This window comes from Glutamicibacter sp. (assembly GCF_050701915.1).
Taxonomy (GTDB): Bacteria; Actinomycetota; Actinomycetes; order Actinomycetales; family Micrococcaceae; genus Glutamicibacter.
This window is the reverse complement of sequence record NZ_JBOGEG010000012.1, coordinates 26249-50566: the sequence shown is the minus strand read 5'-3', so window position 1 is coordinate 50566 and position 24318 is coordinate 26249. Positions and strand designations below refer to the sequence as shown.

The 24318-nt window shown below is 57.4% G+C and carries 25 protein-coding genes, 1 pseudogene and 1 riboswitch; of the genes and pseudogenes, 12 read left to right on the top strand and 14 right to left on the bottom strand.

Translation table 11 applies throughout. The annotated features are described in order from the left end of the window. Positions 1–28 precede the first annotated feature (28 nt). Positions 29–119, bottom strand: a riboswitch (SAM riboswitch). 229 nt (positions 120–348) lie between these two features. After that, positions 349–1290, bottom strand: coding sequence for a LysR family transcriptional regulator (locus ACRDT3_RS09405; protein WP_096256531.1), 942 nt, complete (start codon positions 1288–1290; stop codon positions 349–351). Positions 1291–1412: 122 nt separating this feature from the next. Here ACRDT3_RS09405 and ACRDT3_RS09400 point away from each other — a divergent pair, with 122 nt between their 5' ends. From ACRDT3_RS09400 to ACRDT3_RS09390, 3 genes are read left to right on the top strand one after another with little or no spacing between them, the layout of a single operon-like run. After that, positions 1413–2405 (top strand): DUF1852 domain-containing protein, encoded by a 993-nt coding sequence (locus ACRDT3_RS09400; protein WP_431492767.1) that lies wholly within the window; start codon positions 1413–1415, stop codon positions 2403–2405. Between the two features lie 19 nt (positions 2406–2424). Beyond that, positions 2425–3465, top strand: a complete 1041-nt coding sequence (locus ACRDT3_RS09395; protein WP_431492730.1) for a methionine synthase — start codon at positions 2425–2427, stop codon at positions 3463–3465. After that, positions 3446–4000, top strand: coding sequence for a flavin reductase family protein (locus ACRDT3_RS09390; protein ID WP_431492729.1), 555 nt, complete (start codon positions 3446–3448; stop codon positions 3998–4000). Before ACRDT3_RS09395 ends, ACRDT3_RS09390 begins: the two co-directional genes overlap by 20 nt. 51 nt (positions 4001–4051) lie before the next feature. Here ACRDT3_RS09390 and ACRDT3_RS09385 read toward each other — a convergent pair whose 3' ends face one another. Together ACRDT3_RS09385 and ACRDT3_RS09380 are read right to left on the bottom strand one after the other, a co-directional pair. Beyond that, a complete protein-coding gene (locus ACRDT3_RS09385; RefSeq protein WP_431492728.1) occupies positions 4052–4462 on the bottom strand; it encodes a hypothetical protein in 411 nt (136 codons plus the stop codon). An 890-nt stretch (positions 4463–5352) separates the two neighbouring features. Next, on the bottom strand, positions 5353–6081 hold the full coding sequence (locus ACRDT3_RS09380; RefSeq protein WP_431492727.1) for a uracil-DNA glycosylase family protein: 729 nt from the start codon (positions 6079–6081) through the stop codon (positions 5353–5355). 411 nt (positions 6082–6492) lie between these two features. Here ACRDT3_RS09380 and ACRDT3_RS09375 point away from each other — a divergent pair. Then, a pseudogene (locus tag ACRDT3_RS09375) lies at positions 6493–7664 on the top strand (IS3 family transposase). On the opposite strand, the gene ACRDT3_RS09370 reads toward ACRDT3_RS09375, so the two are convergent. From ACRDT3_RS09370 to ACRDT3_RS09355, 4 genes are all read right to left on the bottom strand, one after another. Beyond that, positions 7574–8626, bottom strand: a complete 1053-nt coding sequence (locus tag ACRDT3_RS09370) for a zeta toxin family protein (protein WP_431492726.1) — start codon at positions 8624–8626, stop codon at positions 7574–7576. The pseudogene ACRDT3_RS09375 and the gene ACRDT3_RS09370 overlap by 91 nt on opposite strands. Positions 8627–8652: 26 nt before the next feature. Continuing rightward, entirely contained in the window at positions 8653–9111 is a 459-nt protein-coding gene (locus ACRDT3_RS09365) for a hypothetical protein (protein WP_431492725.1), read from the bottom strand. Positions 9112–9178: 67 nt separating this feature from the next. Continuing rightward, positions 9179–9748, bottom strand: coding sequence for a recombinase family protein (locus ACRDT3_RS09360; protein WP_431492724.1), 570 nt, complete (start codon positions 9746–9748; stop codon positions 9179–9181). A 177-nt stretch (positions 9749–9925) separates the two neighbouring features. Next, entirely contained in the window at positions 9926–10411 is a 486-nt protein-coding gene (locus ACRDT3_RS09355; protein WP_013348170.1) for a hypothetical protein, read from the bottom strand. A 121-nt stretch (positions 10412–10532) separates the two neighbouring features. Here ACRDT3_RS09355 and ACRDT3_RS09350 point away from each other — a divergent pair, with 121 nt between their 5' ends. Then, complete coding sequence (locus tag ACRDT3_RS09350; protein WP_431492723.1) at positions 10533–11078, top strand: GNAT family N-acetyltransferase; 546 nt, start codon at positions 10533–10535, stop codon at positions 11076–11078. A 206-nt stretch (positions 11079–11284) separates the two neighbouring features. Here the strand turns inward: ACRDT3_RS09350 and ACRDT3_RS09345 are convergent, their stop codons facing one another. From ACRDT3_RS09345 to ACRDT3_RS09325, 5 genes are all read right to left on the bottom strand, one after another. After that, positions 11285–12775 (bottom strand): glycosyltransferase 87 family protein, encoded by a 1491-nt coding sequence (locus ACRDT3_RS09345; protein WP_431492722.1) that lies wholly within the window; start codon positions 12773–12775, stop codon positions 11285–11287. Between the two features lie 12 nt (positions 12776–12787). Beyond that, positions 12788–13024, bottom strand: a complete 237-nt coding sequence (locus ACRDT3_RS09340) for a helix-turn-helix domain-containing protein (RefSeq protein WP_346060276.1) — start codon at positions 13022–13024, stop codon at positions 12788–12790. Further along, positions 13024–13665: a hypothetical protein gene (locus tag ACRDT3_RS09335; protein WP_431492721.1), complete on the bottom strand. Its 642-nt coding sequence runs from the start codon at positions 13663–13665 to the stop codon at positions 13024–13026. Before ACRDT3_RS09335 ends, ACRDT3_RS09340 begins: the two co-directional genes overlap by 1 nt. A 323-nt stretch (positions 13666–13988) precedes the next feature. Beyond that, the gene (locus ACRDT3_RS09330) at positions 13989–14441 is read right to left on the bottom strand and encodes a hypothetical protein (RefSeq protein WP_431492720.1); all 453 of its coding nucleotides are present in this window, start codon (positions 14439–14441) and stop codon (positions 13989–13991) included. 11 nt (positions 14442–14452) lie between these two features. Further along, positions 14453–15340, bottom strand: coding sequence for a TIR domain-containing protein (locus ACRDT3_RS09325; RefSeq protein ID WP_431492719.1), 888 nt, complete (start codon positions 15338–15340; stop codon positions 14453–14455). A 234-nt stretch (positions 15341–15574) separates the two neighbouring features. Here ACRDT3_RS09325 and ACRDT3_RS09320 point away from each other — a divergent pair, with 234 nt between their 5' ends. The 3 genes from ACRDT3_RS09320 (at position 15575) to ACRDT3_RS09310 (ending at position 17534) form a co-directional block, all read left to right on the top strand. Further along, a complete protein-coding gene (locus ACRDT3_RS09320; protein WP_431492718.1) occupies positions 15575–16159 on the top strand; it encodes a recombinase family protein in 585 nt (194 codons plus the stop codon). A gap of 416 nt (positions 16160–16575) precedes the next feature. Then, positions 16576–16935 (top strand): Cd(II)/Pb(II)-sensing metalloregulatory transcriptional regulator CmtR, encoded by a 360-nt coding sequence (cmtR, locus tag ACRDT3_RS09315; RefSeq protein WP_038992393.1) that lies wholly within the window; start codon positions 16576–16578, stop codon positions 16933–16935. Next, positions 16932–17534, top strand: coding sequence for a cadmium resistance transporter (locus ACRDT3_RS09310; RefSeq protein ID WP_038992391.1), 603 nt, complete (start codon positions 16932–16934; stop codon positions 17532–17534). The genes cmtR and ACRDT3_RS09310 overlap by 4 nt, the downstream gene beginning before the upstream one ends. Before the next feature lie 338 nt (positions 17535–17872). Here the strand turns inward: ACRDT3_RS09310 and ACRDT3_RS09305 are convergent, their stop codons facing one another. Then, on the bottom strand, positions 17873–18868 hold the full coding sequence (locus tag ACRDT3_RS09305; protein WP_431492766.1) for an arsenic resistance protein: 996 nt from the start codon (positions 18866–18868) through the stop codon (positions 17873–17875). A 154-nt stretch (positions 18869–19022) separates the two neighbouring features. Then, on the bottom strand, positions 19023–19412 hold the full coding sequence (locus ACRDT3_RS09300) for a heavy metal-responsive transcriptional regulator (protein ID WP_431492717.1): 390 nt from the start codon (positions 19410–19412) through the stop codon (positions 19023–19025). Positions 19413–19519: 107 nt separating this feature from the next. Here ACRDT3_RS09300 and merA point away from each other — a divergent pair, with 107 nt between their 5' ends. The 4 genes from merA to ACRDT3_RS09280 all read left to right on the top strand — a co-directional run bounded on the left by merA (position 19520) and on the right by ACRDT3_RS09280 (position 24154). Continuing rightward, a complete protein-coding gene (gene merA / locus ACRDT3_RS09295; protein WP_431492716.1) occupies positions 19520–20950 on the top strand; it encodes a mercury(II) reductase in 1431 nt (476 codons plus the stop codon). A gap of 283 nt (positions 20951–21233) precedes the next feature. Beyond that, positions 21234–21827 (top strand): recombinase family protein, encoded by a 594-nt coding sequence (locus tag ACRDT3_RS09290; RefSeq protein ID WP_035762867.1) that lies wholly within the window; start codon positions 21234–21236, stop codon positions 21825–21827. A gap of 72 nt (positions 21828–21899) precedes the next feature. Beyond that, positions 21900–23342: a Mu transposase C-terminal domain-containing protein gene (locus ACRDT3_RS09285; RefSeq protein ID WP_431492715.1), complete on the top strand. Its 1443-nt coding sequence runs from the start codon at positions 21900–21902 to the stop codon at positions 23340–23342. Next, the gene (locus tag ACRDT3_RS09280) at positions 23342–24154 is read left to right on the top strand and encodes an AAA family ATPase (protein WP_105553695.1); all 813 of its coding nucleotides are present in this window, start codon (positions 23342–23344) and stop codon (positions 24152–24154) included. The genes ACRDT3_RS09285 and ACRDT3_RS09280 overlap by 1 nt, the downstream gene beginning before the upstream one ends. Positions 24155–24318 lie beyond the last annotated feature (164 nt).

The window sequence follows — 24318 nt, the reverse complement described above, 5'->3', positions numbered from 1 at the left end:
CACAGTACGCGAAAACGCGTTCGGAACTGCTCCATCGTTCCTGGCGGTAGCACCTTTCGGTTTCCCGATGGTTGCTGCGGCGTCTCCGAGCCAGATCTCTCAGCCGCTCTTGATGGGTTGTTCTTCCATGGTTGGCTATCCGCCGCAAACGGTGCAAGCGGTATCCGGCGGCCGGCTTCATACAAGGCCGCTACGCTTCATATGTCGTCGCCTTGTCATGATGACGCGGGGGCCGGACCCCTTTTATGACGCGAGCTTTTGAGATGAATCGGCGTGATGTAGAGGTTTTGCTGGAAGTTTGTGACGATGTGCCGGTGCTCGATGACCGGGAGTTACGCCGCTGGCGGCTCAGCCGAGCACTTCTACCCCGAAGCTGGCGACCACCGTTCGCACTTCTTGCAGGTAGCGCTGGGCCTGGTCGGTGAGCGGAATGGCGGCGTGATCAATCCACCCGATCTCGATGCGCTCCTCGATGGCCAGCGGGATAGCCACGATGGAGGGGTCCAGCTCGTCGCTGATGATGCCGGTGGAAATCGTGTACCCGCCCAAGCCGATCATCAGGTTGAAGATGGTGGCGCGGTCCGAGACCTGGATTTCGCGCTGGCTGGAGCGCGTGGAGAGCACCTCCTCGGCGAAGTAGAAGGAATTATTCGCGCCTTGGTCGAAGGTCAGCCGGGGCAGGTCTTCGAGGTCTTCGAGCGTGACCTGGGTTCGGGTGGCCAGCGGGTTGCTGCGCGAGATGAAAATGTGCGGATCGGCCAGGAACAGCGGGTGGAAGACCAGCCGCGATTCGCGCAGCAGCTTGTCGATGACCTTCCGGTTGAAGTCGTTGCGGTACAGGATCCCGATGTCGCTGCGCAGCGTGCGCACGTCCTCGATGATCTGTTCGGTGCGGGTCTCGCGCAGCGAAAACTGGTATTCCTCGGCCCCGCTGGCCTGCACCATCCGAACAAAAGCATCCACCGAAAAGGAGTAGTGCTGGGTGGAGACGCCCAGCAGCCGCCGGGCCGAGGGGCGACCGAGATAGCGATGTTCAAGAAGCTCCACCTGCTCGAGCACCTGCCGGGCGTAGCCAAGGAATTCTGCGCCTTCGGCGGTGAGCGTCACTCCCCTGGCCGAACGCATCAGCAAGGTGCGCCCCACTCGCGATTCAAGCTCCTTCATCGCTGAGGACATGCTGGGCTGTGCGACGTAAATGAGGTCGGCCGCCGCGGAGATGGACCCCTCGGAGGCCACCGCCACAAAATAGCGAAGCTGCTGCAGTGTCAGACCATTCGTTCCCTGAACCATAGCCAGAGTCTATATCAATCCATAGTTATATCGAGTTACCCGATATCAAGAATCTCCCTGCATGATTGACGCATCGACTTCCCCTCGGCCTGCCCAGGCCTCCCAAATACAGATTGGCCATCATGGCAGACGCATTAAATTTCAGCATTAGCACCACCAGATTCGACGAGAATTACTCCCCTTCGACAAATTCGCGCACCACGACAAACTTCGCTAATTTGGCACGCGGAGAGCGCCGCGAAGAGAACCTGCGCAATGCCCTGACAATGATCAACCGTCGGTTCAATTCCTTGGCTCACTGGGACAATCCTCAGGGCGATCGCTATTCTCTTGAATTGGAAATCATTTCCGCAAATGTGCATTTTTCTGCCGATAATACCGACCAGCAATTTCCTCTTTTAGAAGTGCTTGAAACCACGATCGTGGATAAACTCACCGACACTCGGTCCCAAGGCATGGTGGGCAATAATTTTTCTTCTTATGTCCGCGATTACGACTTCAGCGTGGTGCTTCCAGCTTCGTGCAATGACAGCGGAGCTCCGGTGCTTCCAGAAGATTTTGGTGATCTCCACGGACAGCTCTTCCAGCATTTTTTGAACTCACAGGCATACCGTGAGCGTTTTGCCCAGCTGCCGGTGGTCTGCATCAGCGTCTCGACTTCCAAGACCTATTTCCGCACCGGCAACAGCCATCCAGTGCTCGGCTTGGAATACCAGCAGGATGAAAATTCATTGACCGACGCGTACTTCGGCAAAATGGGCTTGAGCGTGCGCTACTTCATGCCGCAGGGTGCTGTTGCGCCACTGGCCTTCTACTTCCGTGGCGACCTGCTCAATGATTACACCAATCTGCAGCTGATCAGCCTGATCAGCACCATGGAGACCTTCCAGAAGATCTACCGCCCGGAGATCTACAACGCCAATTCGGCGGCTCCGGCTGTGTACCACCCGAGCCTTGGCGCCGAGGATTTCTCCCCCACCCGCGTCTACTATGACCGCGAAGAAAGAACCCAATTGGGCAAGATCCAAGGCAAGTTCACCGAAGAGCATTTCATCATCCCAAATCGCCAACTGCTCGATCAGTGGTCCGCTTCCTGCCCGACACCCGTCGCCTAAGATCCAGAAAGATTCCCCTATGACTTCCCCGCTTATCCCCACGTCAATTGTCGGCAGCCTGCCCAAGCCTTCATGGCTCGCCGAACCTGAAAAGCTATGGTCCCCTTGGAAACTTGAGGGCGAGCAATTGCGCGAAGGGCAGCAAGACGCCATGCGTGCAGCGGTGCTCGAGCAGGCCCAGCGCGGCATCGACATCATTTCCGACGGCGAGCAGTCGCGCCAGCACTTTGTCACCACATTCATCGAGCACCTGAGCGGTGTCGACTTCGAGAAGCGCGAGACCGTGCGCATCCGCAACCGCTACGACGCCAGTGTCCCCACCGTCGTCGGTGCCGTTGAACGTGAAAAGCCGGTATTCGTTCAGGACGCGCAGTTCTTGCGTTCCTGTACCGACAGGCAGATCAAGTGGACCCTTCCTGGCCCGATGACCATGGTCGACACCTTGTACGATGCGCACTACCGCAGCCGCGAGAAGCTGGCCTGGGAATTCGCGACCATTCTGAATCAGGAAGCCCGCGAGCTTGAGGCCGCCGGGGTGGATGTCATCCAGTTCGATGAGCCTGCCTTCAACGTCTTTTTCGATGAAGTGGCCGACTGGGGCATCGCAGCTTTGGAGCGTGCCTGCCAGGGCCTTAAAGCCGAGACCGTGGTCCACATCTGCTTTGGCTACGGCATCAAGGCGAACAATGATTGGAAAGCCACTCTCGGCACCCAGTGGCGCCACTACGAGAAGTCCTTCCCGCTGTTGCAGGCTTCTTCCATCGATACCGTTTCCTTGGAATCCCACCATTCGAATGTCCCGCTGGAGGTCGTCGAATTGGTCCGCGGCAAGCGAGTGATGCTCGGCGCTATCGACGTGGCCAATGACTCTGTGGAAACTGCGAACGAAGTAGCGCAGACTCTGCGCAACGCGCTCGAATTTGTCGATGCTGACAAACTGATCGCCAGCACCAACTGCGGCATGGCGCCATTCCGCCGTGAGGTAGCCCTGGCCAAGCTCAGCGCGCTCAGCGCAGGGGCTAGCATCCTGCGCGAGGAGCTTGTTGGTGCCCGCGTCTAAAGTGTCGGATTCCGCGACGCCCTCGTTGCCCGCGGAAGACTTCAAAGCAGTCTTTCGTGGGCACCCGGGTGGCGTCAGCCTGATAACCGCCGATGCCGGAGACGGACCAGTTGCCCTCACGGCAACGTCCGTGGCTTCGATCAGCGTTGATCCGCCATTGCTCGTCTTCTCGATTTCTGCGCTGTCTTCGGCAGCCGACGTGCTCACCCGCGCAACATCTCTTATAGTTCACAGCTTGGATGCGCATGACATCGAGGTTGCTAAATTGGGGGCAACCAGTGGGATCGACCGCTTCGCACAGAAGCAAACGTGGTCAAGGCTGAGCACTGGCGAACCGGTATTCGATGGCGTCAGGGCCTGGGTTCGTTGCGCGGTCATCGAGCGAGTTCAGGCAGGAACATCCACAGTTTTTGTGGCTCGAGCGCTTCAGTCGCACATTGAACGCGATAGCGAACCCGGCCAGCCCGGCAACGGACTGGTTTACCACAACCGCGCTTGGCATCGGTTGGATAAAAACTCCCAATTAAAGAATTGAAGCTGTTCGGCCACCGACTCAAAGACGGTGGCCGAACAGCTTCAGGTCGTTTTAGTGCTTGGTCGACTTTCTGCGTCCAAGGGCAACAAGGACGACACCAGCGAGGGCCACGAGTAGCCCCGCGATGACATCTGTGAAACCGTCAAAGCCGGTGTTCGCAAGAGCTGGCGCAGCGGCTTCAGCGTTCTTCTTGTGGGCCTGCTTTGCGACTGAAGCGGCTTCGCCGATTCCACCTGCAGGCTTGATTTCGACGCTAGCACTCGGAGACTCATTCACAGAAGGAATTGGCTCCTCCTCGGAAATTAGTTCTTCAAGCCTGTTGCCATTCTCTGGCTGGATGCCGAAGAACATTTCAAGGTAATACGCTCGCAGCTCCGGATCATGGGCAAAGTCTTCCTCCAGGGATGTCTGGAGTTCAGCGGCATCTTCATCGGTTTCAATACTTTCGGCGATGGAATCCAAGAAAGCCTACTCTTCATCCGATAGCGCGAATTCATCTTCCCAGTCGTTTTCGTCAGCCAGCGCTTCATCTATGAGACGGTTCAGTTCCATCGAAAGCTTCCCACTGGGCTTCATCTCAGTCTCCACTGCCTTCGGGCATGAATGCGTCGATTTGAGCCCAACTAGGATCTTCGTCTTCAACTGCGACGTCAATTGACGTATCGGCACGCTCCGCGAGCTCGCTTCCTTCGCCAGTCGTCTCTGTCAGTGGCTCTGACTCCGGAGCCGACACGGATTCAGTCACCGTCTGCGCTGATTCGGCGGCAACATCGAACTCTCTAGCCTCTAGTCATTGGAGTGCTCGCATGGTCTAGCAATGTCTTACATTTCTTGAAAGTGCAGGACCTCGATACGACGAAGCTCGGCTCAATCAGCAGTGTCGGCCGATACCCCGACTTGGATCAAGTTTGCAACCTTCACAACACATGCAACCTTCAACGACCGGACTTGAGCCTGGGCGATCTTTGAAATCGCATGAACCGTCCAGGAAGTTTTTACAGCTGAATGCGGCAACGCCTAATTCAATATCATCGACCAAGAAAAGGGCCAGTACTTGATCCAAGGCACCCTCGGTCGTGAGATATCTTCACTTAGGGCGGTGTTGAGCCACGAGGCGCCACGAATATTTTATGGCCTCAATGACATCATTTTGGCCGCTAAATCTTCCACCGTTAATGAACGTTCCGCGTGGGACGATCGCGAAGATGATACTCGGATCGACAAGCTCTTTCGCTCGGACCATCTGAAACTGAAACTGACGCGTAACTCCGCTTCTATCCCGGCTGGAGCAAGCCAGGTCGGAGAAGCTTTCAAGATCTCTCTGTTGCCAGGTCCTGAGGGATCTGCCTAGTCTACTTATTCAGTCGCCACGGTGGAGTTGGCAAAGCACCCAACTTCGCCTTCACTTCATCGTCATACATGCTCAACGTGATTTCATCCAAGCTCATTGAACTGAATCTAGCCACCTTGTACACAGTCTCATAAAAATCGACCCAGTCCGTCGGCAACCTCCGTTGGAAGACCGGCTCAGTCTGGATCCCATAAACTTCATGCCCCAACTGCTCATACACAGGACGGGTCTGCTCTACAGAGCCATAAGGGTTCGGCGTGATGAACACCCGCGCGCCCCAATTGGTCAGCTCATCTTGTAATCCAGGGCGCTTCAACTTCTTCCGCCCTAAGAGCCGCAAACCCGCATGACGATAAATGCTGATCACCAAACGCACATCCCGCTCTGCAAGCTTCTGCTCTAACTCCGGCAAGGACTCCACAAGTTGCCGCTCGCTAACATCTTTCTCCCCCACAGTCGGGGCTTTCACTAAATCAGTGAATCCGATACCCATGGCCACCAACGCATCATCCAAATGCTCGCCCTGAAGGCACTCCGGATCGAACATGGCCGAGGCAACTCGGCTCAGCATCTGCTTGCCGTTGCGTCCCTGGTAATAGTGGCCTGCAGCCACACTGGGCGGAGCCGGATTGAGGCCGGCAATAACAATCTTGGTTTTCTCTTCAGGCCACAAATCAGCCAATGTCAGTTGCCCATCTGGCAAGCGTTCTTGATGTCCAATCAGAGACATAATTTTCCCCATTTCACTGATGCAATAGTTTTACTCATACCAGGATTGCATCTTCCACCGACATTTAGCAGCTGAACCATGTAGCATCGCCTTTCTGCTGTGAAGCTAGATAACGGGTGCCGCGAGACGCCAAACCTGTCATGTCACCAAGCTACGCCACTCTCTGAAAATGAGCTGGTCAAGTTTTTGAGACACGATCTTTGATCTTTTCTAAGATTTCTCAACCCTCCAAAGCCAAGGAATTACTTTCCTGGTAAAAATCCAGAACTGCCTAAAGGCTGAGCCCGCCATTAGTTGCACACGGTCGTTTCCAGTTACACCAAACTTCGATGTGGGTCTGCTGAAGGTTTGGTTGACACTTCGACCGCATAACCCAGCTATGGTTATGCTCAAACGAAGGAACAAAACACCATGCCAAGAATCTTCACCGAAGAATTCAAGAAGGACGCCGTCGCGCTCGTCGAATCGGGGATCTCCCAGAAGCAAGTCGCAGCAGATCTGGGAGTCTCCAAGACAGCCCTGCAAACCTGGGTCCGCGATGCCCGCTACCAATCCCACGGAATGGCCCCACCTTTGATGCTGACGAGCGCAAAGAAATGTCCCAAGCTCTCAAACGCATCCTGGAGCTCGAAATGGAGAACGAAGTGCTGCGCAAGGCCGCAGCCTACCTCTCCCAGCCGCATATTCGTTCCCCAAAATAATGGGCCCGCTCGTCCAAGAATTAGCCGCCAGAACAGGTAGGAAACATATTCCTGTGGCGGTGACGTGTAGGGTCTTGGGATTCAGCACCCAGGCGTACTACAAGTGGTTGAAGAGCCCTGTCTCTGCCCGGGAAATCGAAGAGCGGGAGCTGATCGGCAAGCTGCACGAGCTTCACGAGGAGGATCCCGAGGGCGGGTACCGTGTGCTGGCCGATGATCTGGAAGACGCCGGCTACCAGGTCTCAGAGCCGAAGGTCTGGCGGTTATGCCGCAAGGCAGGGATCCGCTCAGTGATCAGCAAACGCCAGCGCAAGCACGTCCCGGCGGGCCCTACGGTGCATGACGATTTGGTGCAGCGGAGCTTCACCGCTGATCAGCCTAACCAGTTGTGGCTGACCGATATTACCGAGCACCATACGAGCGAAGGAAAGCTGTATCTATGCGCGATCAAGGACGTGTTCAGCAATCGAATCGTGAGGTACTCGATGGATTCGCGGATTGGAGGCCCATCTGGCCGTCAATGCGGTGGAAATGGCAGTGGCGCACCGTGGCGACCCACGTGGAGTCACAGTCCACAGTGACCGCGGCAGCCAGTTCCGGTCCAGGAAATTCACTCAAACGCGGGAACGTCACGGGCTGGTCGGTTCGATGGGCAGGGTCGGGGCAGCCGGTGATAATGCGGCCATGGAGTCGTTTTTCAGTCTGTTGCAGAAGAACGTGCTGGACCGGCGCTGGTGGTCCTCCCGCCAACAACTTCGTCTGGCAATTATTGGATGGTTGGAGGGGAAGTATCATCGCAAGCGTAAGCAAAGAGGTTTGGGGAGAATGACCCCGATCCAGTTCGAGGCTACAATGATCGAGTCTGTCGCTCTGGCAGCGTAAACCTTGGTGTCAACCAAACCTTCAGCAGACCCCTTGGCATCTTTTTCATGAGTCGGTTTTTCCTGTACCCCCCGGTCAAGAAGGTTACCGTCTTGCTTCACCTGGTCAATCTCCGGCGTGCTCGATCCTCGCCGGTACTGGGTAAAGCTCACAACACCCTTGCCGTTCTCAGCCAACCACTTTGCCGATTCCTCGGTAGCAGACTTGCCTTCTGGCGTGACCAAATTATTCGCGAAATCTGATGGCACTGGGCGGCCGCCAAGGTGACTCTCTCCGCGCTCAAACGCTTCGCGCCCTGCCTGCCAACGTCCATAGTTTCCAGCCTTGGATTCCTCGAACGTCGCCTGCACGCTCACCACATCATAGGTGTATCCACGCTTGTCCAATGTGGCGGCAACTTCCTTAGCTGAACCTTGCGATTTGAGCACGGTATCAATGACGTAGTTCGTGCCGTCCTTGCGCAAGTCCTTTTGCAGTTTGGCGCTGAGCATGGATGATTCTTCATGCACTAGCGCAGCAAACTCCATTGGTGCGAACTTGTGCCCCTGGGCTTCAAGTTCTTTCACCAATGGAGTTTTCAACCGATCAAGATTCCCGCTCTCTAGCTCGTGCTGGATGATCTTCTCTTTGAACATATCCGGGTCACACTGAACGTAACCAGGAACGTCATTCAAGCGCTCTCGTTGCACGGTTCCTTTGCCAGCTCCGAGCGGTCCAGCCATCACAATGGCTCTTCCCTCGTGCTTGATTTCTCCGCGCTTAGCCGAGTCAGCAACAACCTCTTGCATCCACTTCTTATGCAGAAGTTCCCGCTCCGACATGGCACGCGGACGCGATCCGCTTTGAATAAAATACTGCTCTCGTCTGATCGTCGAATATGCCCCGCGCGGGTTCATATCAGGATCAGCCAGCACTTGGCGCAGCGCCGCGTAATGTCGTTCTATTGATTCGTCGTTAGCCAACGATTCACCCTTCGGTTGCTCGCCGCCTAATCGGCCGTCTTCATCAAAACTTCATCGTAAGTAGCAGCATCAATCAGCTCATGCCGCAGCGCGTCGCCCACTTCTTCCCAAGTTCCATCCAGGCTCTCTTCGTACTCGCCGTACTCATTCGCCCAGGGGGTCGGCTTATACGGCCAATCGACCAGCAGACGCACCAGCTCCTCACGGTCAATAAACCCGGCCGCGTACCGCTGGCACACTTCATAAGGGCTTGCAGCGTTGAACTCGCCAACTACCTCCGGCACCGCCTGGGCACGCTGCAACGCCTTCGCCACGGCCGGCTGGGACATACCCAGCAGCGCCGCCATCTCACGCTGAGTCATGCCACCAGCAGCAGCCTTCAAAGTGCGCTTGTAGTCCAGCGCATCAACCTCTACACGCTGCCGAGCTTTCAGCAGCTGCGCGCGCATTTCATCATGCTGCGGCCGTTCCATTAGCTGGCTCATGACAACCTCCTAAACCTCGAAACAAACATTTCCTCACTTCAAATATAACATTAGTTATCATTGTGGATCAAGGGTTTTCATTCGTCAATGACCGGTAAATGCTCGCTGCGCTGACACCAAGAATCTTGCCGATCTGCGCGTAGCTTTTCCCTTCCTCGCGCAGCTGCCGCGCCGTGGCGGTGCGGTCTGCATCCATGACGCGCGGCCGCCCTCCGACTTTCCCCTGGGCGCGCGCGTGCGCTAAACCTCGGCGGGTATTCTCCCGGATCATAGAAACGCGCAACTGGGCCATAACCGCCATGATGCCCACAATGGCTTCACCCATCGGCGTAGATATGCCCACGTCCAAGAATGGCTCGGTAAGACTCTTGATCCTCACGCCACGCTCCCCCAGCTCACGGATAATCTCAATGGCCATCCGCTCTTCACCTGCCACTCGATCCAGGGCACGGATGACCAAAGTATCCCCCGACTGCAATTGCGCCTTGCACGCGAGCCACTGCGGCCGCGCAGCTTCCCGGCTCGACTCCCCACGGTCAGTAAATATCTGTTCGGCCCCGGCCGCGCGCAGCTCGGCGGCTTGCGCCTGCGGGTTCTGCTCGCGCGTGCTCACTCGCGCATATCCAATGACTGCCATATCAAAAACGGTACACAGCCTGGTTGTGCAGCGTTTCAGTTTTGAAAGACGTTTCTGAAAGAAAAAACCCCGGCGTGTCGCCGGGGTTCGTGTCAGTTTCCGAAGTCCTCAGCACTTCTGTCCATAGTCCACAGCACTGCCGCCCGCAAGAGGAACGCTATGCGAGAATCCTCTAGGTCAGTCCAGTTGAATTTTGCAGATCTTGCCGGTTGGCCCGCCATTAACGGTGAATTCGAGAGTGAGAACCCGTGCCGTTTTTGGAGGTGCGGGAAGATATACCCAAGTGGATTCCCAGCCGGACATGCCCCCAGCAACCTGTCCAGCGCTCAACCGATATGTGGTGCCTACGTCATCCGAGATAACCGCTCCAACTACTCCAAGAACGAGCTGTCCGGGCATTGAGGGCGGGTCTCCTGCAGCTTCGACTCCAGAGAGTTCTCGAAGCGCACCCCATTGGTTTAGTTGTTCTTCGAAGCGAGCGTCGCGTTGCCGAGTTTCGTCGCTACGTATTCCCTGAAGATAGAGCCTAAGTCCTTCTTTCCCCAGCCATTCGTCAGAAACGATGGGAACATCTGCAATCGATTCGATACCAGCAAATCGGACGCCCACACCTATATTGGTTGCTACGACGAGATCCGCTGGCGCTGAAATAACTGTCATCATGCGACTAGCCTAGCGTCGACCAGAAACTTCTCCACTAAAGCTGATTCAGCGATCCCATAGGTCGAACCTTGACTGGGACAGCTCCGCATAAAGTGTCCTGAACCTCCGATAGAGTTGCGGGATGCAAGCAGAAACAAAACGACTGCACCTCGCGCGACCCACTTTTGAAGACATCCAAGACGTGCATCAAATCTTCAGTGACCCACGGGTGTGGACCCATGCACCGTCCAAACGCCATTCATCAATCCGCGAAACCGAAGCGATGCTCAACTCTTGGATCGAGTCGTGGGAAAGAGATTCGCTGGGTCCGTGGATAGTTCGTGAGCCGAACGAATACCAAGTTATTGGTTACGCTGGTTGCTCGCTCAAACGAGCTACTTTCTGGAATCTTGGTTACCGGTTCGCAGTTGAAGCGCAAGGTCGTGGGTATGCAACAGAGGTTGCATTAGAAGCATCGCGCCAGGCGTTGTTAAGTCGACCTGATCTGCCGATCATTGCATTCCTACTTGAGCACAATGCGGCGTCCGCTCGCATCGCTGAAAAGGTCGGACTTGAAGTGGCTTATCGGGGTTCAGACATCGGAAATGTAGATGGCGAAGCTATCCGACTCATTTACGCTGACCGCAAGCTAAATACAGCTCAGCTAGAAAAGATCCTTCAGCACTAGCTTCAACGGTGCTGCTAGTGCAGATGACTGTTCCTTTTGCCGAACCTTCTGCGGGACATCTCGCACACCTGCGGAAGAGATCTGGTGTTGCGCGTTCACAAAACTGAAGGTCAGCCATTCCAGCGCCTGCAAGGTCTGAGAACACGAATGTATCAACTAATCGTCTTCATGCCCTGCCTTAACCCGATCCAACGACTAAAGCTGAATCAACGGCTTACAGACTCGTTCAATATGGGGCCAGTGACCCGCGTATGGGCTTGTTGAACCAAAAGTGCAACAATGCATACCCCTATGAGTAGCAATGATTCACGCAACACCACCGCCAGAGGAAACAATGCCGGCGCGTTGAGACTGAAAAGCGCATCACCAAGGTTTGGCCCGGTCGCAACAAGAATTAGTCCACTGGCAAGGCAGAAATTCCGCACCTTTGTTCCGCCACGATCCCAGAGCACTAGTAGCCCGGGCAGCAGATACACCCAATGGTGCATCCAACTTACAGGAGAGACCATGCAAGCGGTCAGGCCAACGACGATCGCTGCTTGGATATTGCCGCCCCGACGAAAAACACTCGCAGCCGCATAGAGTCCAAGCACGGCAATGATCAGAGTAGTAGCCAGAGCTGGAACGGCTGTCCAATCCCCTAAAGCCGCGAACGCGCCTTGGATGGAGTTGTTTCCCGATGTGGCGAATAGTCCGTCGAGGGAGACCCGATCAGATAGATTCCACAGCACTCGAGTGGCAAAATCGATGCTCATGGTTGGATAAGCGAATGCTGCAACAGCTGTCGCCGTGAGAGCAGCCATGGAGCTGTTCAAGGCAGCCCGTTTCTGTCCAGTGACGACGAAGTAAACGATGAAAAGAGCTGGCGTGAGTTTCACTGCCGCCGCAACTCCCACCAGTACGCCCCGGGGAATGAACCGCAGAATTCGATTCTCAGAATTCCGCCCTATGTCGATAAGTACCAGGGCCATCAGGAAGACATTGATTTGGCCGAAGATGATGTGGCCGGCCATAACGATGCTGCAAGACGCAATGAATCCGACGATGCCGACAAGTACGGGCTGATTGCGATGCTTCGACGGCAGCAGGCTGCGCAGAACGAGCCCCATCGTCATCGCTGAAGCGATAGACCAGATCAAGTACGCTGTATCAACTGCAAGGACGTTTAGCGGAAGGAAAGCTAATGCAGCAAATGGAGTGTAGGTAAAGGGCAGTCCCTCGGTTGGCATGTCGTTTCCATGGATGTTACCGGCGTAGATGTTCTCACCCGCTGCCGCCAGCCCTGCCCCATAGTGGTAGACATAGAAATCGACAGGGTTGACCTGACTTACGAGTCCAGCCAAAAAGCAGAAGCTAATAAGCGCAGAAAAGAAGAGCGCGAATACGCTCATCCAGCGTGATTGGTAGTCCCAAGCCCGTCGGAAAATTCCACCCCGCAACTTGGTCGCGGGTGGAGCCAGGGGGTCAACCTGCAGCACATCATCAGGATCGCAATCGAGCTTGGAACAAAGTACTGCCAGCGTGGAAAGCCTGATGCCCGTGGCATCACCGATGCACAACTTATGCAGATCCTCGACCGGTACGCCGGTGCGTTGAGCGGCCTGGTCGAGACTGATGTTCCGCAATCGCAGTGTGTTCTCCAGGACGCTGACGGTTTGCGTTTCGGTGCCCTTCGCTTCGCGCATTACTGCTTGCACCGGTGTCTCTCCTTAGCTCCGGTAAACGGTGAGAAGGTCACCGACATCGCATTCAAGGGCATGGCAAATGGCTCTCAGAGTCGTGAAACGAATGGCTTTGGCATGCCCGTTTTTGAGTAAGGACAGATTGACAACGCTGACGTCCACTCGTTTGCTGAGCTCTGTCAATGTCATGTCCGCATTTTTAAGCAGTTCGTCCAAATGGCAAACGATCAGTGCTTCTTCGGCCTGTTTACGCGTCTTGGCCACTAGACAAGTCCTTTTGCGTCGCGGTTCAGCGCATCGCCAGTCCGAAATACAGCAGTTAGCAATAGGGCGATCAATCCGACGCACACAGGCATCAGATTAAAGCTTGAGCTGGCGTAATACATGAGATCGCCAACGGCCAGGGGGCTGCCTTCCGAACCGACTCCGGACAGCTGTGAAACAGCGGCTTGCTTTGCTGTTCCTTCAAGTACGGGTCCCAGTGCCCCGGTTGCCAATGCTGTGAACCCAGAGATTGCTACTAGCCACGCGAACCCGCCAGCGAAAGGTGCTCCTCTGATCAATCGATAGCACAGGAACACGACGGTAATCGTAGTGAATAGAACTGCTGCCGCGGTAAGCGCTGCCGAAGAGATAAAGAGGGCTAGTATTGATGAGTCGATGTTGGTTACCTGCACGCGGAGCGTTTCGACTTGAAGTTCGACTACGTTTGAGTCCAGGCTTCCTGCATCAACGGGCTGGAAGGATGGGACGGAGAAGTTCAATTTACCGGCTTGGACTTCGAAAATCCGCTGCCAAGCTTGGTATCCGACGTAGCATCCGATAACCAGTGTCAGCAAGGCAACGATAGCGAGCGAACCTGAAGTGACGACACGTCGAGTTCCAATAAGAAGCTTATGCACCATTTACCACCTTTACGATATTCGTTATTATCGTTTATCGTAATGCATGATAGTTGATGCGTCTATCGGGACGGTGTTCACTAGGTCCTTCGGATCCAACTTCAGGGGTTATTCGGTTTGGCTATTGCAGTTCCGTTGAAAGGGCGGGTAGCAGCCGGTCAATATTTTTTCGAGCGGCACTTCAGTGCCCATTGAGGAACGGTGAGTGGGACGGCAACATCAAGACATAGTCATGGCTCGGCCCCAGGTTCTTCCGTCTTGCTATGTGTCACATTGGATAGTTCTCCGCGCGTGTGGATTCAGGAGTGGTGGGCCATTGGCCTGGTTTACACAGCGAAGGGGGACCCGCAAACTAAGCAGTAGAAGGGGCTAGTCGCAATTTCAGGGATCTTGACCGGTTCGTAAGCATGGCATGGGGAGATAATAATCGTCATGTCATCCATCTCCACGAGCGGCGTAGGTGCCTCGGCGGTATCAAAAGAACCGGTTTGCTCCAGAGAGAAGTGCTTTTTGGAGGCACCTCGAAACATGCCACTTAGTTCTTGCTCCATAGCTTGCAGCGCTGCTGGCAAGGCGGCATGCTGAATTTGGTCGATCTGAACCTGCGTCCACCACGAGTCCAGCCCGGCAGGGTGTCCGCATAGCGGGCAGTAGTACGTGTCAGGATCGTTTTCTTGTTCCGCTTCTTCACTAGCAGGGCCATGGTGCCATTTGAATTCTTGTTCGCAGTGAGGACACTCGCGGCGAAGAAAGCCGTCGTGATCGAGAGGCAATGTCATCGGTATATCCATTAGGAACCACTCACAAACTCGGTTTGTTCTATCACTACGCCATCGGATGTCTTGCCGGTAATTACAATATTGAAGTAAGGCTTGGACGAGTCTCCGAGACCCAGAGGCATCCGCTCCAGCGCAACGAAAGATTTTCCTTGTGGCAGGGTGGGGACCGGGAAAAAGTCATCTTGTCTGTACATATGTTGGTCTTCACCTTCCGCTGGTTTCACATCGAGCTCGAAGACATCGCCCGGACCATTGTTCGTTACGATCACGTCACTCATCTTGTTGCCGCCACGCTCGTACAACCGCGCAGACAAGCGAGGGCGCCCGGAAGTTTCAGACGAAGGGAGTCGCCGCCCCAGGGGAAGCCCTGCACCAGGTGCGGAGGGCGGTGTGAGGTCGCCGGCAGTGTGCCAGTCAGTTCCATCAGTGTTTACGGAACACCCAGCCGTCCGCAGGCGCGTCGCGAGTTCCTGGCGCTTCTGCGTGGAGTTATCTAGCCGCACCACGTGCCTTCCGTGGATGTCGCTGAAGCTTTTAATCTGGCCAAGCTCGACAATGACAGTGCGATCTGAATCGCGGCCCATCGCCATGCCCGCCTCGAATAGCACGTTCGGGCGGGGCTGCATCTGCGGGGAGCACTCAGGGTCGCCAGGGTAGGTCAGCGACTCATGGAGGTGGGCAATGTCGTCGGGGGTTTGAAGGACGACAACGGCACTGGCAGCACCAAAAGCGGCGTTCAGGACATCTCCAATGTAAGGGGATCCCTGGCCGGTCATCGCGATGGCTTGAGACCATTCAAGCGGATTAAGTCCAATCGATCTCAAAAAATCGAAGAGAGCCTTCCTAGCGGCTTCATTGCGACCGTGGATGACAAAGACCGTGCGTGAATCGACCGTCATAGTACTGCTTTCTCGAGAACCTGTGTCAATAGTACCGATTGGGTGGGACAGGTCACGTTTCGTGAATGGTGAACCGTTCACTGAAGATGTCCCACAAGCCGGTCGTTCACCGGTACAACTACAGACGGCTTCGGACACTAATAAATTTGGCGAGTTTCAGCGATTGCCCGATTCCCATATGCCCCGCCCGATAAAATGCCCGGTGAAGGGGCGCTAAACGGTACACTCCAAATCATGACCGGACTCCTGATCGGATACTCGCGCGTATCCACTAACGACCAAGACCTCACAGCCCAAAAGAACGCGCTCATGGCCTCGGGCGTGCCACCTGAGAAGGTATTCACCGACCAAGGCCTCACCGGCACGAATAGAGCACGGCCAGGACTCAGCGAAGCATTGGCCGCCTGCCGCAATGGGGATACGCTGGTAGTGACTAAACTCGACCGGCTGGCACGCTCATTACGCGACGCAAAAGACATCGTTGACGAACTCACCCGCCGTGAGGTGAAGCTCAGCATCGGCGGATCTGTCCATGACCCCACCGACCCCGTAGGCAAGCTACTCTTCAATGTCCTGGCTATGGTTGCCGAATTTGAGGCAGACCTGATCCGTGCACGTACCCGCGAGGGCATGGCCGTTGCCAAAGCAAAGGGCAAACTGCGCGGCAAACAGCCCAAACTCTCCAAGAAACAAGAAGCCCATCTAGTGGAGCTACATTATGCGGGGAACCATACAACAGCAGAACTTGCCGAACTCTTCTCAGTGGCTAGATCCACTGTTTACCGCGCTATTAAACGCGCGGATGAAACAGCCAGCTAGGGCCGCACACTCCCTCTGTGCAGGTTAGTGCAGAGGACTATTGATCAAAACCCGGCTCCGTGCAGTCGACTTCAGAAATTTTTATGTCCATAGTCGGCTGCACAAGCCCGGAATTTCAACGGCTCATGTTCAGCCGACTTCGGAATCTGACAGGTTCACTGTTCGTTTCAAAAACGACCGATTTCAGGACAAGACTATTTGCCATGATGGCTTAGCCGGTTGTTTCGTTTGCCGCCCGGTCATCGGGCTTTTTCTCGGGCGGGGTATACGAGAATGCGACATCTTTGAGAACTCGGAGTTTCGACCAGCTTCCAAATCAACGACTTGTGTGTTTCGTATGAGGACCCCCTTGCGGGCATGCGATCTGGGCTGACGCCTGTGACCGAGTGTTCAGTGCGTGCTGTATAGTTCAGAGCATGCTGACTATTGCTTCGCGTCTCGACGTGATGAACCGCCTGGGTCGTGCACTGGCCGACCCCACTCGATCCCGGATCATCTTGACCCTGCTCGACCATCCCGCTTACCCGGCGGAACTGGCCCGAGATCTGGACCTGACACGCCCGAACGTGTCCAACCACCTGGCATGCCTGCGCGATTGCGGGATCGTCGTCTCCGAGCCCGAGGGTCGTCGGACACGATATGAGATCGCCGATTCGCACCTGGCGCAGGCGCTGACGGCACTGGTCGATGCCACCCTGGCAGTGGACGAAGACGCCCCGTGCATCGATCCCGCCTGCTCGCTTCCCGGATGCGACGCAGCTGGGGTGGGCGCATGATCCTCACCTCGGTCTTGCAGGCGATGGGCCTGTTCGCAGCGACCAACATCGACGACATCATCGTGCTCTCCCTCTTCTTCGCGCGAGGGGCAGGCCAGCGCGGCACTACCGCCCGCATTCTGGCCGGCCAGTACCTCGGATTCGCCGGCATCCTCGGTGCCGCGGTCCTGGTGACCATCGGCGCCGGAACATTCCTGCCCTCGGCAGCCATCCCGTACTTCGGTCTCATCCCTCTGGGCCTCGGCCTCTGGGCCGCATGGCAGGCCTGGCGCGGAGACGATGACGACGATGACGACGAGGCCAAGGTTGCCGGCAAGAAGGTCGGCGTGTGGACAGTCGCAGGCGTCACCCTTGCCAACGGCGGCGACAACATCGGCGTCTACACCCCTGTCTTCCTCAGCGTGGAACCTCTCGCAGTAGTCGCCTACTGCATCGTCTTCCTCGCGCTCGTCGCGGTCCTGGTGGCCCTGGCAAAGTTCGTCGCCACCCGCCCCCCGATCGCCGAAGTGCTCGAACGCTGGGAGCACATCCTCTTCCCCATCGTTCTCATCGGCCTCGGCATCGTGATCCTCGTCAGCGGCGGAGCCTTCGGACTCTGACGTAGCGGCAGCGATCCAAACGGCCCCGACCGGGCGCACCCCTCTCGGTTCAGACCGCGACACCAACCTGCAGCCAGTCCTGCGTGATCGCGGCAACAAGACCGCCACGGAGCGCTGCAAAAACCCCGCCACCAAGCGAACGAAGCCACAAGTTTCGGGAAAACAAAAACATTGAAAAACCGCCGATCCGAGCAGCTGCTCGGATCGGCGGTTTCCACTTCCCAAAAACGGTCGTTTATGAAACACTCATTCGTCGCCCACAGTAAGATGTGACTATCAACTTGGGGCGGCGGTTAAACCACGGCATTGTTTGGCGGCAGTGGCCCGGATGGGCAAAATTAGGCTGGTTGACGGTGTTGTTCAGTCCGAATGATCCGGGGCAGAAACCTGACGAAGAGGACCATGCCGATGAGCTCGACAAGCGTCTGGGTGACCACGACCAATGCGGCCAGGGCCAGAGGTTCGGGCAAGGCGAGGGCGAGCGGGAGCACGACCAGTGAATTGCGGGTCGCGCCGCTAAATACGACTGCACGCGTGGCGGCGACATCGAGACGTGCCCATCTGGCCGCCAGCATTCCCAGCGGCACCATCACCAACAGGAACGCAGCGTAAAGCGGCACCACCGCCAGCAGCGAGCCAACTTCCTGGCCGACTCCGGTGATTTGTGAACCGACGACCACCGCCAGGGTCACCATCATCAGGGGAACCATCAGGGCCTGCATGATGTCCATGATGATCCTGCCCGCCGCGGCCTTGCGCGCCAGCGCCTGTGTCAGGGTTGCCGCCGTCAGGGGAATGAGGATCAAGACGATGAGGGCCTCGACGAAGGGTGCGGGGTCGATGGCCGAGGCCACGTCGGGGCCGACGAAAAGCAGCAGGTAGAGGGGCAGCAGCAGCATCTGGAGCAGCATCAAGACCGGGGCGGCGGCCAGCAGCCTGTCGCTGGCCCCGCCGGCCAGGCCGGTGAACACGATGACGTAGTCGATGCAGGGGGTCAGCAGGACCAGCAGCACCCCGAGCAGCAGGGCCTGGTCCCCGGCGATGAAGCGGGTCAGTCCGAACACTACGACGGGGACCAGGATGAAGTTCAGCACCAGCACGGTTCCCATGAACCGCAGGTCCTTGGCGGCCTTGCCGATGGAGGCGAACGGGATGCCCAGGAACGTTGCGTAGAGCAGCAGCCCGAGGACCGGGTTGATCGAGTGTTCCAATGCTCCGGCCGAGCCGGGGGCAAGGAACCCGACGCCGCCGCCGATAAGGATGGCCACGAGGTACAGGCCGATCTGGTGGTGTTCCATCCGTGCAATGAGGTTCTGGGTTTTCACCATGCCCATGTTAGGCGACGCGGGCGGTCGAGCAGGAGTTGATGCCCGAGTGACCGTGGTGAAGGACGGCGAACCGACTGCGGGACCGGGGCATTTCGCGTTCATGGCCCCGCGGGGTGCCGCTGGGCGTCACCCCGCGACACCATCCGACCAGGTCTGCCACTCAGATGTAGCGGCAGACCTGGTCGGCGGAGCAGGAGTCCGGCTCCGGATCCCTCGCCTTTGCGTGGAGCTGGGAAATGCTTTCCCGGAGGACCAGCAGCTCGGCGATCTGGGCATCGAGCTCCCTGAGCCGCAACCCCAGCAGACCTTGGACGTGCGAGCACGGGGCCTGGCCGTGTTCGCGGATCTTCAGGATCTGCCGGATCTGGGCGAGGGTGAGCCCGGCGGCCTGGCCGCGGTGGATGAACCCGACCAGCCCCACGGCACCGTCGCTGTAGTCCCGGTAGCCGGAAGCCAGACGCTCGGCCGGAGGAAGCAACCCCGAATCCTCGTAGAAGCGCAGGGTCTTGGTCGTGGTTCCGGTCGCTTGCGCAAGTTGTCCGATTTTCATGTTCGCTGACTCCCCTTTCAGTGGTCACCGCACTTGACCTTCCACTGTACTGGAAGGTTCATGATGGTGCATAGGAAGTTTTGCACTACAGGGAAGAGGTAGCTGGAATGACAAACGAACGGTTCGATCTGGCGATTGTTGGTTCCGGGGGCGGCGCGTTCGCGGCCGCGATCCGGGCCACCGGACTGGGCAAGCGCGTCGTGATGGTGGAGCGTGGCACCGTGGGCGGGACATGCGTGAACACCGGATGCGTGCCCTCAAAAGCACTCCTGGCCGCCGCGGAGGCCCGCCACGTGGCGTTGGACGCGGCCCGCTTCCCCGGGGTGGCGGCCTCGGCGGGCCCGGTGGACATGCCGGCCCTGATCCAGAGCAAGGCCGCGCTGGTGGAAAGCATGCGAACGGAAAAGTACATTGAACTGGCCGCCGACCACGGGTGGACCATGCTCGAAGGGGAGGCCTCGTTCACCGGAACCCAGGACGAACCCCGACTCCGGGTCGCCTCCCCGGACGGTGCCGAAAAAACGATCGAGGCCGACCACTATCTCGTGGCCACCGGCTCCGCCCCCTGGACGCCTCCCGTCCCTGGACTGGACGAGACAGGGTACCTGACCTCGACGACGGCGATGGAACTGGACGAGGTCCCCGAATCAATGCTGATCATGGGCGGGGGCTATGTTGCCCTGGAAATGGCGCAGCTTTTCTCCCGGCTCGGTTCCCGGGTGACCATGCTGGTCCGTTCCCGGCTGGCCTCGCAGGAGGAACCGGAGGCATCCAAGGCATTGGCCGAAGTTTTTGCCGACGAGGGGATCCGGGTGGTCCGGCGGGCCTCCGCGGAGACTGTGGAGCGCGATCACGCCAACGGAGGGGTCCTGGTCTCGGCATCCGTGGCCGGCGGCAGGGAAACGTTCCGGGCATCCCGGCTCCTGGTGGCCACAGGCCGACGCCCCGTCATCGACGGGTTGAATCTTGACGCCGTCGGCGTGAAGACCGGCGCCACGGGCGAGATCGTGATTGATTCCCGCCTGGCCACGTCCAACCCGCGCATTTGGGCTGCCGGGGACGTGGCCGGACACCGGGAGTTCGTTTACGTCGCCGCGGCCCACGGCGCCCTGGCCGTGGACAATGCGCTCACCGACGCCGTCGCCGAGGTTGACTACCGGCACCTGCCCCGGGTCACCTTCACCAGTCCCGCCATCGGGTCGGTCGGCATGACGGAGAAGGAAGCCGTCGCTGCCGGGATCCGCTGCGAGTGCCGGGTCCTACCCCTGGAGTACGTGCCGCGAGCCGTGGTCAACCGCGACACCCGCGGCTTCATCAAGGTCGTCGCCGAGCTCGGCACCGGACGGATCCTGGGCATTTCCGCCGTCGCCAGGGACGCCGGAGAACTGGCCGCCGCCGGCGTCTACATCCTCGAAGCGGGGATGACCACCGCACAGGTCGCCGCCGCCTGGAGCCCCTACCTGACGATGGCCGAGGGCATCAGGATCGCCGCCAAGGCCTTCACCACCGACATCGCCAAACTGTCCTGCTGCGCCTAAGCGAAACCCACCTGAAGCAGAGGACTTCGGGTGATTCAATCTCAGGTGTTCGCTGCACTACAGCCGCAGTGGCGCACCTACCAAAAGGGGAAAGCGGTCAGACCAACCGCTGACGGTCGCGAGGCGTCTTGAAAACCTAAAGCTTTTTGAGACGCTACCTAGAGTAGAAACTTGTCTCATCAAATACTTGGAAAACGCGGGCTGTATTTGTCTTATAAACTCGTCCCAACGTAAAACGTCTTACCTGCTTGCCGCACAGGGGTTTTTGAGTCACACTGGGCAGGTGAGGCATTTGGGATACACACGAGTGAGCACTTCGAGCCAAGACGCGGCCTTGCAACTCGACGCTCTTGCTGCAGCGGGGGTGCAGAAACGCGACGTGTTCGCCGATGTGACGTCCGGCAGCCGGAGCGCGATTGAGCGGCCCGGGATGAAGAAACTGCTCGAGTACGCGCAGTCCGGGGACACCGTGGTGGTCTGGCGAGTAGACCGGCTCGGGCGATCCCTGATCGATGTTTTGAACACCGTGAACCTCTTGCGCGAGCGCGGGGTGAATGTCCGCTCCATTTCCGATGGGATCGACCCGGCCACGTCGACCGGGCGGATGATGCTGAACATGCTGGCCTCGTTGGCCGAGTACGAGCGCGAGCTGATCGTTGAACGAGTCAATGCCGGCATTGCTGCCGCCCGGCAATCCGGAACCCGTTTCGGCCGGCCGGTCTCTGACCCGGCGGTGATTGCCGATAAGCTCGCGATCGCCAAAGATGCCCGCGCCAGGGGACGCACCGCCGAAGACGCAGCACGTCTGGTTGGCTGGAGCCGCGCGACGTTCTACCGCCACTTGGGCCAAGAATCCGCCTCTGTCAAGAGCCTGTGATCGGCCATGTCCCGGCGAAGCGAACCGCGCAGGGACGCACCGCTGGGACAAAACCAGAATGGCAGCAGTACCGTGAAAGCAGGAACCTCTTACAGCGGCCTGGTCAAGGCAACGGCACGCTGGGAAATACTGCGGCAACACGTCGAAGACGGAGTGCCGCTGACGGTCTTGGCTGAGGAACACCATATCGGCCTGAGGACACTGCAGCGATGGCACCAGAGCTTCAAGCTCCAGGGGAAGCCTGGTCTGGAACCGGTGGCACAGGGCAAACGCGGACGCCGGATGCCCAGCGACTTCGTGAAGCTGGTCGAAGGCCTCGCCTTAGCTAAACTGCCCAGGACGACGGCAGCCATCCACCAGCAAGCTAACAAGGTGGCGCTCCACCAGGGATGGGCACCGGTTTCCTACTCAACCATCCGCTCGATTGTCGGCGAGATAGATCCCGGGATGATGACACTGGCGCAGCAAGGCGCGGCGGTGTACCGCGATAAGTACGAACTGGTCTGGCGCCGCCGCGCCGAACGTCCGAACGCGGTGTGGCAGGCTGATCATACCGAGCTCGACATTCTGGTTTTTGACACTGGTCATCGGCCGGTTCGCCCGTGGCTCACCACGATCATGGATGATTACTCGCGAGCCCTGTGCGGGTACATGATCTTCACCGGTGCTCCCTCATCCTTGAATACGGCATTGGCGTTGCGTGAGGCGATCTGGCCCAAAAAGACAGCTGATTGGCCGATGTGCGGAATCCCTGATGTGCTCTACGTGGACCACGGAACCGATTTCACGAGCCACCACATGGCGCAGGCCGCCAGAGACCTGCACTTCGAAATCACTTTCTCTGCAGTAGCCCGGCCACAGGGCAGAGGAAAGATTGAGCGTTTCTTCGGTACGTTAAATACCGAGCTTTTGGCCCGGCTACCGGGTTACTTGCACAACGTACGCAATCCCAAACCCGGACTATCGATTAGTGAACTGGACACGGCGCTAGGTGAGTTCATTGGGCAGAATTACCACCAGCGTGAACACCAAGAGATCAAAGAAACACCTCAAAAAGCGTGGCAGGGCAACGGCTGGTTGCCGCGTCTGCCTGAATCCATCGATGAACTGAACCTGCTGCTGCTCACGGTCGCCAAACCTCGAATCGTCCACCGCGATGGGGTGCACTTCCAAGGGCTACGCTACATATCTCCCTTGCTGGCTGCCTATGTCGGAGAATCCGTCATCCTTCGCTACGACCCGCGAGACGTTGCCGAGATTCAGGTCTTTCATCGTGGCCAGCACATCTGCAAAGCTGTGGATCCCACGCACGAACGATCCATCATGACCTTTAAGGACATCCAGAAAGCACGCTCTGCACGAAAGCGTCAGCTGCGCGGACAAATCAATGAACGAATCGCCACCGTCGCGGAATTTCTACCGGCCGGGCAACCAACCACGGAGGCACCCCAGCCTGATCCGGCGGTCCACCGAACCAAGAAAACGAAGCTGCGCACTTACGCGGAGGACGAGTAATGGGACCAACAACTTTTATCGCAACGAAGGAGCACCGCCGCTTCACTGAGTTCGCCAATGCGGTGCGTCGGCAGCGGACTATCGGGGTCTGCTATGGACAAGCTGGAATTGGCAAAACCCTATCGGCTAAACGTTATGCCAACTGGAGCCCGAAAGCCGAGGCGTTAATAGAGGAATGGGGCCGACGGGAGGACAGTGACCTCCAGATCTACAAGGATCTGGCCAAAACGCGGACCGTCTTCTTCACCCCAGGGGTTCTGACGACGCCTAAGCAAATCAAGGATGAACTCTCTCTGGTCACCACCCGGACCTCGATCTGTATCCATCAACATCTCGATACTTTAGGTGCCACGACGGGCCCGATGAATCAAGACAAGCATGTTGAGCTGATCATCGTCGACGAGTCGGAGCGACTCAACGCCACTGCCTTAGAAGTGCTACGAGATAGGTATGACAGGAACAATATCGCGCTGATGCTGATTGGGATGCCTGGCATCGAAAAGCAGTTCAGTCGATACCCTCAGCTCTATAGCCGTGTTGGTTTTGCTCACGAGTACCGTCCGCTTGCTCAGGATGAACTGCATTTCGTTCTGCAACGAAAGTGGCGTGCCCTCGGAAAAACTCTGGACTTGGAGGACTTCACCGATACGCAAGCTGTCGCGGCGATCGCCCGTATCACGCGCGGTAATTTCCGGCTGATCGATCGACTCTTCACACAGATGCAGCGAGTCATGAAAATCAATGAGCTGGACACGATTACCGATGATGTTGTTGAAGCTGCGCGATCCACGCTAGTGATCGGAATCAGTTGAACCGCCAATATTAGGTGCGCAGAAACCGCCAAACGAAGTTAACAATCACAACCGTTTACGAATTGGTCATATCTAGCCCGCTCTCCAAATAGCCTCACAAACTACCCGAATCAAAACGCCACACACTTCAACCTGAAATACTGATTCATCCAAACATCTTGTCA